10 protein-coding genes and 1 other RNA gene are annotated in these 12826 nt (G+C 68.1%); 9 read left to right on the forward strand and 2 right to left on the reverse strand.

The window, feature by feature from the left end:
• Positions 1-92 precede the first annotated feature (92 nt).
• Together htpX and ACSQ3N_RS04550 are read left to right on the forward strand one after the other, a co-directional pair.
• Entirely contained in the window at positions 93-968 is an 876-nt protein-coding gene (gene htpX, locus ACSQ3N_RS04545) for a protease HtpX (protein ID WP_436145701.1), read from the forward strand.
• 305 nt (positions 969-1273) lie between these two features.
• A complete protein-coding gene (locus ACSQ3N_RS04550; RefSeq protein ID WP_436145702.1) occupies positions 1274-2845 on the forward strand; it encodes a methyl-accepting chemotaxis protein in 1572 nt (523 codons plus the stop codon).
• Between the two features lie 12 nt (positions 2846-2857).
• Here the strand turns inward: ACSQ3N_RS04550 and ACSQ3N_RS04555 are convergent, their stop codons facing one another.
• Positions 2858-3964, reverse strand: a complete 1107-nt coding sequence (locus ACSQ3N_RS04555; protein ID WP_436145703.1) for a GlxA family transcriptional regulator — start codon at positions 3962-3964, stop codon at positions 2858-2860.
• 126 nt (positions 3965-4090) lie between these two features.
• Here ACSQ3N_RS04555 and ACSQ3N_RS04560 point away from each other — a divergent pair, with 126 nt between their 5' ends.
• The 7 genes from ACSQ3N_RS04560 to ACSQ3N_RS04590 all read left to right on the forward strand — a co-directional run bounded on the left by ACSQ3N_RS04560 (position 4091) and on the right by ACSQ3N_RS04590 (position 12332).
• A complete protein-coding gene (locus ACSQ3N_RS04560) occupies positions 4091-5434 on the forward strand; it encodes an amidohydrolase (protein ID WP_436145704.1) in 1344 nt (447 codons plus the stop codon).
• 177 nt (positions 5435-5611) lie between these two features.
• Complete coding sequence (locus ACSQ3N_RS04565; RefSeq protein WP_436145705.1) at positions 5612-7288, forward strand: MBL fold metallo-hydrolase; 1677 nt, start codon at positions 5612-5614, stop codon at positions 7286-7288.
• 170 nt (positions 7289-7458) lie between these two features.
• Positions 7459-8280: an rRNA pseudouridine synthase gene (locus ACSQ3N_RS04570; RefSeq protein WP_436145706.1), complete on the forward strand. Its 822-nt coding sequence runs from the start codon at positions 7459-7461 to the stop codon at positions 8278-8280.
• Between the two features lie 327 nt (positions 8281-8607).
• Complete coding sequence (locus ACSQ3N_RS04575; protein WP_056163864.1) at positions 8608-9876, forward strand: YjgN family protein; 1269 nt, start codon at positions 8608-8610, stop codon at positions 9874-9876.
• Positions 9873-11153: a M48 family metallopeptidase gene (locus ACSQ3N_RS04580; protein WP_436145707.1), complete on the forward strand. Its 1281-nt coding sequence runs from the start codon at positions 9873-9875 to the stop codon at positions 11151-11153. The genes ACSQ3N_RS04575 and ACSQ3N_RS04580 overlap by 4 nt, the downstream gene beginning before the upstream one ends.
• A 139-nt stretch (positions 11154-11292) precedes the next feature.
• Positions 11293-11916, forward strand: coding sequence for a hypothetical protein (locus tag ACSQ3N_RS04585; protein ID WP_156371947.1), 624 nt, complete (start codon positions 11293-11295; stop codon positions 11914-11916).
• A complete protein-coding gene (locus ACSQ3N_RS04590) occupies positions 11913-12332 on the forward strand; it encodes a hypothetical protein (RefSeq protein WP_056163857.1) in 420 nt (139 codons plus the stop codon). The genes ACSQ3N_RS04585 and ACSQ3N_RS04590 overlap by 4 nt, the downstream gene beginning before the upstream one ends.
• 57 nt (positions 12333-12389) lie before the next feature.
• On the opposite strand, the gene rnpB is transcribed toward ACSQ3N_RS04590, so the two are convergent.
• Positions 12390-12826: RNase P RNA component class A (gene rnpB / locus ACSQ3N_RS04595), an RNA gene on the reverse strand.

A 12826-nucleotide genomic window follows, 5' to 3' on the forward strand; every position in this document is an offset into this window, starting at 1 on the left:
TGGAGGGCGCGCTGCTTGAAGCGCTGTCCCCCACCCCCATCTGAGCCAGCAAACACCCATCGTTGTTGTTTACCCCACGGAGAATTCATTCCATGAAGCGGATCCTGTTATTTGTGATGACCAACCTGGCCGTCGTTGTCGTGCTGGGGGTGGTGGCCAGCCTGCTGGGCGTGAACCGCTACCTCACGTCCAACGGGCTGAACCTGGGCGCGCTGCTGGGCTTTGCGCTCATCATGGGTTTTGGCGGCGCGATCATCTCGCTGCTCATCAGCAAGCCCATGGCCAAGTGGACTTCGGGTGTGCGCGTGATCGACGGCACCGGCTCGCCCGATGAGCGCTGGATCGTCGAGACCGTGCGCAAGTTCGCCGACCAGGCCAAGATCGGCATGCCCGAAGTCGGCATCTTCGAAGGCGACCCGAACGCGTTTGCCACGGGCGCCTTCAAGAACTCGGCGCTGGTGGCGGTGTCCACCGGCCTGCTGCAGGGCATGACGCGCGACGAGGTCGAGGCAGTGATCGGCCATGAGGTGGCCCACATCGCCAACGGCGACATGGTTACCATGACGCTGATCCAGGGCGTGATGAACACCTTCGTGGTGTTCCTGTCGCGGGTCATCGGCTACGCGGTCGACAGCTTTTTGCGCAAGAACGACGAAAACAGCTCGGGCCCAGGCATCGGCTACTACGTGACCACCATCGTGCTCGACATCGTGCTGGGCTTCGTCGCCGCGATGATCGTGGCCTGGTTCAGCCGCCAGCGCGAGTTCCGCGCCGACGCGGGTGCCGCCCAGCTCATGGGCCGCCGCCAGCCGATGATCAACGCCCTGGCCCGCCTGGGCGGCATGCACCCCGGCGAGCTGCCCAAGAGCGTCGCCGCCTTCGGCATCGCAGGCGGCATCGGCAAGCTGTTTTCCACCCACCCGCCCATCGAAGAGCGCATTGCCGCGCTGCAGAACGCGCAGCAGTAAGGCGGATTGCACGGGGCTGTCAACGCCCGCCGTGCCCCACACCATCGACCGCCGCAGGGTTTCGCCCTGCGGCGGTTTTTTCATGGGCGTTTCGGCGGGGCCGGACGCTGGCGGGAGGAGGGCGGGCCGCGGCGAGTGCGGTGGCAGACGTGCCGCGCGGCCCCTGCCTCTGTGCAGGGCCGCTGGCCGGTGGCCTCCAGCCTCAAGTGTCTGTAACTTTCTGTCGATAAACTCGCCACGGGGCCAGTCAGCGTGGATTGTCGTGCACGCCGTGCCCCGAAAATCTTCTTACGGAATCCTGTTGTATGTCCATCTCCCACGCACGTGTTGCGGTGCGCCTGGCCCTGGCCTTTGGCGTTGTGTGCCTAGTCATGTCGTTGTCTGCCGCCGTCGGCATCTGGCGGTTGGCGGGGCTGCAGGACATTGCGGATGACCTGGGGGGCGCATCGTCGGAGCGCGCCTTGCTGGCGCGCGAGCTGCACGCCATCGTGGTGCTGAGCTCAGTGCGCGCCGAGACCCTGCTGGAGATCGACAACGCCGCCTACGCGTCCCGCATCGATGCGGACCGCAAGGTCACCTCGGCCCGCTCGGCCGAGGTGCGCAAGCGGCTGGACGAGTTGGCTGCAGACCCCGAATCCCAGGCCCTGTTCGACGCCATCGACAAGGCCGGCAACGGCTTTCGCACGGTGCGCGACGATCTGGTCAAGCGCCGCAAGGACGGCGAGGCCCTGCCGCCTGACGCGATCGCCACGCGCCTGCGCCCTGCGGCCGATGCGTACGCGGCGTCGGTGAACAAGCTGGCCGAGTACCAGCGCCAGCGCGTGGTGGAAGCCCGCGAAGCCGCTGGCCGCAGCGAAAGCCAGGGCATCGCGCTGCTGGCGGCAGGCTCTGCCGTGGGCCTGCTGCTGAGCCTGGCCTGCGCCTGGCTGCTCTCTCGCTCCATCCTGCAGCCGCTGGCACAAGCGTCCGAAGTGACTGATCGCATCGCCGAAGGCGACCTGACCACGGCCGTGCCCACGCCCAGCGCCGGCAACCGCGACGAACTGCAAGCCCTGCTGGCACGCCTGGGCGGCATGCAGGCGCGGCTGGCCGGGCTGGTGGTGGGCATGCGCCAGGCCAGCACCTCGGTGGCGGGTGCCAGCAGCGAGATCGCCGCGGGCAACAGCGACCTGTCGGCCCGCACCGAGCACACGGCCTCCAACCTGGAAGAAATCGCCGCCAGCATGGAAGAACTGCTGGCCACCGTGCGCCACAGCGCCGACGCCGCCGCGCAGGCCAGCAGCCTGGCCACGGGCGCGAGCGATGTGGCGCGCCGCGGCCGCGAGGCGGTGGACCGCGTGGTCGGCACCATGGACGGCATTGCGCTGTCGTCGCGCCGCATTGCCGACATCACCAGCGTGATCGACGGCATCGCGTTCCAGACCAACATCCTCGCGCTCAACGCCGCGGTGGAGGCCGCCCGCGCGGGCGAGCAGGGCCGGGGCTTTGCCGTGGTGGCGGGCGAGGTGCGCAACCTGGCCCAGCGCTCGGCCACGGCGGCCAAGGAGATCGGCGGCCTGATCAGCGACAGCGTGCGCCAGGTGGACGAAGGCTCCAAGCTCGTGAATGCAGCCGGCAGCACCATGGGTGAGATCGTCGACTCGGTGCGCCAGGTGGCCACCATCATCGGCGAGATCAGCACCGCCGCGCGCGAGCAGACCACGGGCCTGAGCCAGGTGGGCGAGGCCGTGTCGCAGCTCGACCAGATGACGCAGCAGAATGCCGCGCTGGTCGAGGAATCGTCGGCCGCCGCCCAAGGCCTGCGGGTGCAGGCGCAGCAGCTGGCCGAGCTGGTGGAGGCGTTCCGCCTGCCCACCGGCAACGCGCTGCTGCGTTAGACCCTTCCGATCTCAGCGCGCCGCCACCTCCACCCGCCAGCGCCGGCGCGGCGCGCGCAGGGCATGCCGCTTGCGGTACTCGGCCGGCGCCATGCCGGTGTAGCGCGCAAAGATGCGCCGAAACGCCGCCGGGTCCGCATAGCCGCAGGCCACGGCGATGCTGGGCACGCTCTCCAGCGTCACCTCCAGCATCACCCGGGCGCGCGCGCAGCGCAGGCCGTGCAGGTAGTCCAGCGGCGACTGCGACAACTCCTGCTGGAAGTGCCGCAGCAGCGTGCGCGTGCTCACCGACGCAGCCTCGGCCAGCCGGGCCAGGGCGTAGGGCTGGTCCAGGTGCGCCTCCATGAAGGCGATGGCGCGCGCCAGGGTGCTGTCGCGCGTGGCCGGGATGTGCTGCTGCGCGTTGGCCTGCAACGCGGCGCGGGCGCGCTGGTGGTCGGGCGCCATCACGGACTCGCAGGCGGCGGCCAGTTCGGGCCCCATCGCGTGGCGTACCAGAGCGATGGCCAGCAGATTCACGCTGTGCGGCAGCGCGCCGCTGAGCCAGGGCCCGTCGTCCGAGACATCCTGACCCAGGCTGAGGCCGATGCCCGGAAAGTCCCGCTCGAACCCCGCGATGTAGAACCACGGCAGGCTGGCTTGGTACCCGTTGAGCCGCCCGCTGTGCGCGGCCAGCCAAGCGCCGTTGCCCACGGTGACCAGCCTGCAACCCGCATCGACCGCAATGCCCAACTGCCGCGACAGCGCGCCGTAGCGGCCCGCCACCGCCCGGATGGCCGGAATGTCCGGCGCGTGGAAGGACGGGATGAACAGCGCCTGGGCGGGCGCGCGGTCGGCCGCCGGGTCGTCTGACGGGGCGGGGTTGGCGCCATAGGCCGCCAGCGGCCCCGGCAACTGCGGCAGGGGCAGGCCCTCGGCGTCCAGCAGCCGCCAGGCCAGGCGCGGTGCCTGCGCGCCCAGGCGCAAGCCCGCCAGCAGATTCGCGCTGCGCAGCAGGTCGATGAGCTGCAGCGCATTGCCTGCCGCGGACTCGGGCAGCAAGGGGATGTCGATGCGATACACCGCAGGCTCGGTGCGGCTCGTCGTAACAGCGGGCAAGGGAAAACGTGGGGGCTGCATGGCGGTATTGGCTCTTTGGATGGCCATTTTCGCTTGTCATGCAACGGGGTGCGGCTTTTAGCATGGACGTGCTTTTTGCTATCGACCGGCCTTGCAAGCTGCCACCCACCTTTACGGACCTGCTCCATGCACAAACCCCTTTCTGCCATCGCCCTTGCCGCAGGCCTCGCTGCCAGCGGGCTGGCCGTCGTATCTTCGGCCCACGCTCAGGCGCTGGATGCCGCCGGCCTGCAGGCCATCGACACCGCCGTGAACAAGGTAGCGCCCAAGATGGTCAATTGGCGCCGCGACATCCATGCCCACCCGGAACTGTCGGGCCAGGAGGTGCGCACCGCCAAGCTCGTGGCGGAGCACCTGAAGAAGCTGGGCATGGAGGTGCAGACCAACGTGGGCGGCACCGGCGTGGTGGGCACCCTGCGCGGCGGGCTGCCGGGCAAGGTGGTGGCGCTGCGCGCCGACATGGACGCATTGCCCGTGCCCGAAAACACCGGCCTGCCGTTCGCCTCGAAAGTGAAGGCCAACTACCTGGGCAAGGAAGTGCCGGTGATGCACGCCTGTGGCCACGATGCCCACGTGGCCATGCTCATGGGCGCGGCCGAGGCGCTGGCCGGCATGAAGGCCCAGCTGCCCGGCACCATCAAGTTCATCTTCCAGCCCGCCGAAGAGGGCGCGCCGGTGGAGGCCGATGCCAGCGGCAAGGTGCCCAGCTTCGGCGCCAAGGCCATGGTGGAAGAGGGCGCGATGAAGGACGTGCAGGCCATCTACGGCCTGCACATCACGGCCAACCTGCCGTCCGGCGTGGTGGGCTACCGCAGCGGTCCGCTGATGGCGGGCTCGGACAACATCAGCATCCAGGTGGAAGGCCGCGGCGGCCATGGCTCGTCGCCCTGGAACGCGGTCGACCCGGTGGTCGCCGCCAGCCAGGTCGTGCTGGGCCTGCAGACGGTGGTGAGCCGCCAGCTCAACATCAGCCAGGAGCCCGCGGTGGTCACCATCGGCTCCATCCACGGTGGCACGCGCTACAACATCATTCCGGACAACGTGGAGCTGCTGGGCACGCTGCGCACCTTCGACGAAGGCATGCGCCAGGAGGCCTTGAAGCGCATCACCACCACTGCCGAGCAGATCGCGGCATCGAGCGGCGCCAAGGCCAAGGTGCGCTTCGGCCCCGTGGCCTACCCGGTGACCAGCAACCCGGCAGAGCTGACAGCCGCGTCGCTGCCGGCGCTGAAGCTGGCGTCGGGGGGCAAGGCGATGATCATTCCCAAGGTGAGTGGATCGGAAGATTTTTCGGAGTTCCAGAAGGTGGCGCCCGGCTTCTTCTACTTCCTGGGCGCGCCGCCGAAAGGCGCGGACTTCAACAAGGCGCCGTCGAACCACTCGCCGTTGTTCGACATCGATGAAGACCAGTTGCCGGTGGGGGCGCGTACGCTGGCGGCGCTGGCGGTGGATTTCTTGCAGCGCAAGTAGGGCGGGGTGGGGGCGGGGCTGGTCGTGGCGCCGGGTGGGCGGCCGGGGCGCTGCCCAGGTGGCTGGTAGCCAACCCGAACGGGTACGGCTAAGACAGCCCCAAGGCCTCGACAGACTCACCCCGACCGGCAAGGGCGCAGCGAGCGAAGCTTCCCGCCCCACGCCGATAATCACCCGATGCCCCGCACCACCCAACAACTGCACCCCCACCGCGAGCCCGTAGCCACCCGCCCCGCCGCCACCGTGCTGCTGCTGCGTGATGCGACAGGCGATGCAGGCGGACTCGAAGTCCTCATGACCCGCCGATCCGCCACCGCCAGCTTCGCCCCTGGCGCATACGTCTTCCCTGGCGGCGGCATCGATGCGCTGGACGCCGCCCCCACCACCCACGCCGCCGCAGACCGCCGCCCCACCCAAAGCGACCTGCACCTCACCCAGGCCATCGCAGCCATCCGCGAAAGCTTTGAAGAACTGGGCGTCCTGCTGGCGCGCCACGCAGCCGACGGCCGCTGGGCCGATGCCGCCGACATCGCGGCCATCGACCGCCACCAGCCCTTTGCCCAGCAATGCAGCGCACGCGGCCTGCGGCTGGCGGCCGACAGCGTGTTCGTGCTGGCGCACTGGACGACCGACCGCGACCTGCCGCGCCGCTTCGACGTGCCGTTTCTCGTGGCACGGATGCCCCAAGGCCAGGAGCCCGTGGCCGACGAGGCCGAGCAGTTCGAGCCCGTGTGGGTGCGCCCGGCCGATGCGCTCGCGCGGCACGAGGCGGGGCAGTTCTTCATGATCTTTCCGACCGTGCGCACACTGCAGCGGCTGGCGCAGTTCGGCACCACGCAGGCCGTGTTCGACGCGCTGGCCGACGAGCAGCCGCTGTGGACGAGCTGCCCGCGCGCCGGCACCCTGGCCGGCAAGGAAGCGCGCTACATGGAAAGCGACACGCCCTACGGCGAGCTGGCGCTGGTGTGCCCTGACGGGCAGATCGTCCACGCGCTGGACTGGCAGACCGCGCAGCCCGTGCCGCTGCTGCGCAACGTGCAACGCCTGACCGCACCCAACCCCGGCGTGATGACCGGCCCCGGCACCAACAGCTACCTGGTGGGCGACCCGGCCACCGGGTTCATCGCCATCGACCCTGGACCGGCCGACCCGGAGCACCTGGACAAGCTCTGGCGCGCAGCGGGTGGCGACATCCGCATGATCGTTTGCACGCATTCGCACGCGGACCACTCGCCGGGCGCCGCGCCGCTGCAGGCACTGTGCGTGCAGGCGGGCAAGGCGCCGCCGCCCATTCTGGGCCTGCCGTCCGCGCCCACGGCGCGTGCGGCCAGCGCCTTCACGCCCGACCGGGCGCTACAAAATAGTGAGCTGCTGACGCTTGCAGGACAAGCGGCAGAGGGCCCTGTCACCCACACCCTGCAGGTGATCCACACGCCCGGCCACGCGGCCAACCACCTGTGCCTGCTGCTGGTGGAAGACGCCCTGCTGTTCAGCGGCGACCACATCCTGAACGGCAGCACCACGGTGGTGGACCCGCCGGACGGCAATATGGCCGACTACCTCGACTCACTGGACCGGCTGGACGCGGTGTGCGCGCAGCATGGCGTGGAGTTCATCCTGCCCGCGCACGGCTATGTGCTGGGCCAGGCCCGCAGCGCCATCGCCAAGCTCAAGGCCCACCGCCTCGCACGCGAAGCCAAGGTGATGGCGGCCATGCAGGCGCTGCCCGAGGGCACCATGGAGGACTGGGTGCGCCACGCCTACGATGACGTGCCGCCGCGCATGTGGCCGGTGGCCCAGCGGTCGTTGCTGGCGCATGTGGAACGCATCCGGTCCCTGCAGCCTGGAGGTTAAGAAGCCCCCTGAGCGGCTGCGCCGCTTCCCCCAGGGGGACGCCACCCGTGGCCTGGCAGAGCCAGTTCCACGGTGGCACTGGCGACAGGCCGCGCTCGTGGGGAGTGCAACGCCGACAATCACCCACCTACACCCTCGACCCGCGCACGGCGAATGTTCACCTTTGATGTATGACCGACAAGAACCCTGACCCCTCCCACATCCGCCTGGCCAAGCGCGTGGCGGACCAACTCAACTGCTCGCGCAGCACGGCGGAGCAGTTCATCGAGGGCGGCTTCGTGAGCGTGGACGGCCAGGTGGTGGAGGCGCCCGGCACCCGCGTGCGGCCCGACCAGGCCGTGACGGTGGACCCCGATGCCAGCCTGCTGGAGCTCACGCCCGTCACGCTGCTGCTGCACAAGCCCGCCGGATTTGAAGCGGGCCTTGGCCAGAGCGCGCCCGGCGGAGCCTCCGCCCACAACACCCCATCAGGCAGTCATGGCAGCCACGGCAGCCGCAGCCAGGGCGCCACGCCCGCCACCACGCTGCTGAGCGCCGCGTCGCACCTGGCGGAAGACGCCTCGGGCATTCGCGTGCTGCAGCGGCACTTCCGGCAGCTCGAGTGCTTCACGCCTTTGCCGACCGAAGCCAGCGGGCTCGTGGTCTACACGCAGGACAAGCGCATCGGGCGCAAGCTGGCCGAAGATATCGAGTCGCTGGAGCAGGAGTGCATCGTCGAGGTGAAAGGCGAGATCGCCCCGAACGGCCTGCAGCGCCTGTGCCACGGCCTCACCTTCAACGGCCGCCCGCTGCCGCCCATCAAGGTGAGCTGGCAGAACGAGACAAAGCTGCGGTTTGCGCTCAAGGGCATCCGGCCCGGGCAGATCCCGGCGATGTGTGAGGCGGTGGGGCTGTCGGTGGTGGCGATCAAGCGCATCCGCATCGGCCGCGTGCCGCTGGCCAAGGTGCCCGAGGGGCAGTGGCGGTACCTGCAACCCTGGGAGAAGTTCTAGCCCCCCTGAGCCGCTGCGCGGCTTCCCCCCGGAGGGGGGACGCACCCGGTGGCCTGGCGGAGCCAGGTCCACGGGAAGGACTGATGCCCCCCTGAGCCGCTGCGCCGCTTCCCCCCAAGGGGGACGCACCCCGTGGCCTGGCGAAGCCAGATCCACGGGTGCGCTGGCGGAGGCGTGCCTTTTGCGAACGGCGTGTGGCGGGCGACCAATGCTATTAAAAATATAGCTGCTCGCGCTTTCCTATCAAGCGGCAGGGGCTGCTTTTGCTTGAATTTCGCACCCATGCCTCGCTGCTACACTGCCTGCCACTCGGGAGGGAGTGAGTTCATGAACGAAAACAATACCGGCGGCTCGGCAGGACCGATGTCGACTTTCATGCCGCAGAACATCGACGCGCACCCGCTCGAATTCACCGGCAGTGGGGGCGAGTATTTCAGGGTGTGGATCGTCAACGTGTTGCTGTCCATCGTCACGCTGGGCATCTACACGCCCTGGGCGCGGCGGCGTACTGCGCAGTACTTCTACAGCCACACGCTGGTGGCGGGCAGCCCGCTCGAATTCACCGCGCAGCAGCGCAAGATGGTGATGGGCTTTGTGCTGCTGACGCTGATCACCATTGCCTACAACATCGCCGCCAACACCGGCCAGGATGCCGCCGTGGGCGTGTTCTTGCTGACGGGTGCACTGCTCTCGCCGCTGATCTGGGGCAGCGCGATGCGCTTTCGCCTGGGTGCCACGCGCTGGCGCGGGCTGCGCCTGCAGTTCACTGCGAGCTGGAAAGAGGTCTACATCGCCAGCTGGCCCATGTTTGCGCTGGCCCTGGTGTGGTTCGCCGTGTTCTTCGGCATGCAGATGCTGTCGCCCGAACTGGCCCAGGCCATGGAGGCGATGGAAGAAGCCGAAGAAGGCGCCAAGCGCGCCCTGCCCAGCTTCACGCCCGCCATGGGCGGCCTGCTGGCGCTGGGCCTGGTGCTGACGGTGCTGTGTTTCATCCGGCTGGAATACAACTACAAGAGCCTGCTGGTACTGCGCGCCCAGGTGGGCGCCGAACGCGGCCGCTGGAAGCCGGTGTACATGGACTTCGTGAAGGTGTGGCTGGCCACGGTGGCCGTGTTCGTCCTGTGCGTCGTCGTCATCGCCACGCTGATCGCGGTGCTGGCGGGCAGCTCCATCGCGCTGCTGGTGGCCACCTCCGACAAGCTGGGTTTCTGGCTGTTCGTGATCATCTTCGCCGCCATCATCGGCGGGATGCTGCTGCTGTTCCTGGCCTCGGCCCCCGCCCGCGCGTACCGCGAGGCCCGCATGTTCCAGCTGCAGTGGAACAACACCGGCGTGAGCCATGTGGCGCGCTTCAAGTGCCACCTCAAAAGCGGCGGCTACGTGGGCCTGCGCATCAAGAACATGTTCCTGACCCTGTTCACGCTGGGCCTGTACCGCCCGTTTGCCCGCGTGAGCGAATACCGTATGAAGCTCGAATCGGTGACCCTGCACGTCAAGGGCGGCGTGGAACAGGTGGCCGGCACCATGGTGCGCCAACAGCAGGGCGGCCTGGGCGATGCGCTGGCCGACGCGGCCGGCCTGGACCTTATCGGATGAGTGACCCTACCACGCCCCCGGCCCGCCTGCTGCAGGGACGCTGGTTCGACGGGCTGAGCAGCAAGGCCCGGCCCGTGATGGTGAGCCTGCAGCCCACGCCCCGCGGGCCGTCGCTGGTGCTGCACCCGCTTTCTCAGCCCGGTGCCGAGCCCGTGGTCTTTGCCTGGAAGGACGTGGGCTGGCCTGAGGCCTGGAACGAGCACAAGCCCCAGCCCCGCGTGGTGGTGGACCTGCGCGACCAGGGCAGCCTCGAGATCGACGCCGTGGCCGACTGGCGCGCCGCGCTGGCCGCCGCGGGCGAGCGCCCCGGCATCGCCCAGCGCATGCAGACGCGCTGGCCCGTGCTGCTGGGCGTGACGGTGGCGGCGGCCATCGGCCTCACGCTGTTCTACCGCTACGGCACACCCTGGGCCGCCACGCAGCTCACCCGCTTCGTGCCGGTGGGCTGGGAAACCAGCGTGGCCGAGAACGTGCTCAGGCAGATGGACGACGGGACGCTCAAGCCCAGCAAACTGCCCCGCGAGCGGCAAGACCAGCTCAAGGCGCGCTTCGACGCACTGGTGCAGCAGACTCCGAAGACGTTGCACCGGTACCCCGACTACCGCCCGCCCCTGTCGCTGGAGTTCCGCGCGGGCATGGGCGCCAATGCGTTCGCGCTGCCCGGCGGCAAGATCGTGATGACCGACGGCATCGTCAAGGCCGCGGCCGAGAAGGGCCTGCCCGACGACGCCCTGGTGGGCGTGCTGGCGCACGAGATCGGCCACGTCGTGCACCGCCACACCACCCGCATGGTGGTCGAGCAAGGCGTGCTCAACATGGGCCTGGGCCTGGCGCTGGGCGACGTGTCGGGCATCGTGTCCACCGGCGCATCGGTGCTCACCGGCCTGGCCTACAGCCGCAGCCACGAGCGAGAAGCCGACTGCTACGCCATTGCCCTCATGCGCCACACCGCCCTGCCCACTGCGCCCATGGGCAAGCTGCTGCTGGCCATTGCGCGGGACGAAGAAGAGGCAGAGGACAAGAAGCAAAAGAACAAGAAGGACAAGGACAGCGCCAAGCCGGCTGCAGGCCAGAACGCAGAGGCGGCAGCCGCAGCGTCAGCTCCCGCTGCACCCGGCAGTGCGCCAGCCAGCGCGCCCGCGCCGATCACCAAAGGCCAGGCACGCGCCGAACTGGAAGCGCACCCGGTGTGGTCGCTGCTGAGCAGCCACCCCGACACCGTGCGCCGGGCGACGGAACTGGAGCAAGGTCATGCGCCGCATTGCGGCAAGAGCTGACATGCGCGTGTTCGAAATCCGTAGCAGCTGAGTAGACGAAAAGAAGGCCCCTCGGGGCCAGCATGTGCTGCCGCAGATAACAACATCTGGCAGCACATTCCGCTGAATTAGTTACCTGGATAAACACAAAGTAACAGCGATGGGCGCTTCCCTGCAGAGAATGGCCGGGTTTCGCAGCCGCCTGCCTCGCACGGACGAGGTCGATCCCCCAAGAGGTGAATGGATCGGAACCAAGGCGGTGTCTTGCCCTGCTGAACCGCAGGGCTTACTCATCCATCCAACCCCTATGAGCACGACACTCACAGCCCTTCAAGCTTACGTAGGCAAGCCGATCTCCGACATCTGCTCCAACAAATTTGACTCTGCGTCGCAAAATCATTGCGCACATTTTGTAAGCCATGCACTGGGCATCAAACTGGGCATGCTGTGCGGCGACATGAAGTTCAGCACCAAGAAGACGGGCGGGTCCATCCGCTGCGATGAGCTCTACAACAGGCTGGCCCTCAAGGGCAAATGGGCCGACAAGCCCGCGATATCAGACGGGCTGTTGATCTTTGTCCTGTCGGCCGCCAACGTGGTCAACAATGTGATGTCTCCCGTGCCGCAAAAACATGTGGGCATTTACCATGGCGGCATGGTGTTCAACTTCTCCAACGGCCAGCACAAGGTCGTTGCCGACAACTCCGTAGAAGCGTTCCACAACAAATTCAAGAACAGCTACGCCGGCAACGATATTTCGCTGTACTACGGGGTGGCACCGTGACACAGCGCCTGCACACGCTCTGCGCAGCCATCGCTCTGGGCTGCGCCCTGGCGGCGCCTCCTGCGTTGGCAGCTGATACAGCACCCGCTGCGGCCGCTGCTGCGGATCCGGTCGCCACGCAGAAGGCTCTGGGCGCTTTGCTGGCGGCCGCCAACGACACCATTCCCCGCGCGTCCTCATGCCATGGCGATTTTGGCCAGACCGGAAAAGCCAAGGTCAAGGATCTGCTGGCCATGCGCATGGCGTACCTGTATGCAGGCACGAACGTGATCGAGGGGAGTTGCAGCAAGGCGGCGCAATGCACGGTGACCATTCGCCACGCAGCGGGTGAGGATGTGGCGTCTGCGGCCATCTCGTTCGCCGTCAGCGCGGGCAAGGCGCGGGTTTCGTCACTGCAGTGCGTCATCACGCCGTGATGCAGGCGTGATGCGGCCGCGCTGTGTGAAGCCCGTGGACATGGGCCTCAAAATAAAGTGTGAAGCACGCCGATAAGCCGGATTCTGTGCACCACGGTTGCCCGCAGTGTGACCGCCATTAATCTGGGCCGGGTGTCGCCACCACGGCTCGGTGCTACCTACCCGCCAGCTCTGCGGAACCACATCAACGCTGGCCTACTTGGTATTGCTGCGCGTAGAGATTGCCCGTTTCACCCCGAGCGGGCTTGCCCGCTCGGGGTGGCTGTTCGGACCCGGCTTTCGCCGGGTTCGGACAGCTCTCGCTGTCCTCTCGCCAGCTTGCGCTGGCGCCTCACAGAACACTCCGTGGCGGATTCCCAATCGGACTCGTCTCTGTTGCTCTGATCCTCACCTCACGGTGGGCAGCCGTTAGCTGCTACGCTGTCCTGTGCAGTCCGGACGTTCCTCCAGTGCCTGGTTTCCCAGATTGCACCAGCGGCGGTCTGGCGTGCTTC

This window comes from Acidovorax sp. LjRoot194 (assembly GCF_964253015.1).
In the GTDB taxonomy this organism is placed as follows: domain Bacteria; phylum Pseudomonadota; class Gammaproteobacteria; order Burkholderiales; family Burkholderiaceae_C; genus Acidovorax.

Coding starts and splice junctions, on each gene's coding strand:
- ACSQ3N_RS04560 (WP_436145704.1), top strand. CDS start 4,091: ATGCACAAACCCCTTTCTGCCATCGCCCTTGCCGCAGGCCTCGCTGCC.
- ACSQ3N_RS04550 (WP_436145702.1), top strand. CDS start 1,274: ATGTCCATCTCCCACGCACGTGTTGCGGTGCGCCTGGCCCTGGCCTTT.
- ACSQ3N_RS04585 (WP_156371947.1), top strand. CDS start 11,293: ATGGGCGCTTCCCTGCAGAGAATGGCCGGGTTTCGCAGCCGCCTGCCT.
- ACSQ3N_RS04555 (WP_436145703.1), bottom strand. CDS start 3,964: ATGCAGCCCCCACGTTTTCCCTTGCCCGCTGTTACGACGAGCCGCACC.
- ACSQ3N_RS04570 (WP_436145706.1), top strand. CDS start 7,459: ATGACCGACAAGAACCCTGACCCCTCCCACATCCGCCTGGCCAAGCGC.
- ACSQ3N_RS04565 (WP_436145705.1), top strand. CDS start 5,612: ATGCCCCGCACCACCCAACAACTGCACCCCCACCGCGAGCCCGTAGCC.
- ACSQ3N_RS04575 (WP_056163864.1), top strand. CDS start 8,608: ATGAACGAAAACAATACCGGCGGCTCGGCAGGACCGATGTCGACTTTC.
- ACSQ3N_RS04580 (WP_436145707.1), top strand. CDS start 9,873: ATGAGTGACCCTACCACGCCCCCGGCCCGCCTGCTGCAGGGACGCTGG.
- htpX (WP_436145701.1), top strand. CDS start 93: ATGAAGCGGATCCTGTTATTTGTGATGACCAACCTGGCCGTCGTTGTC.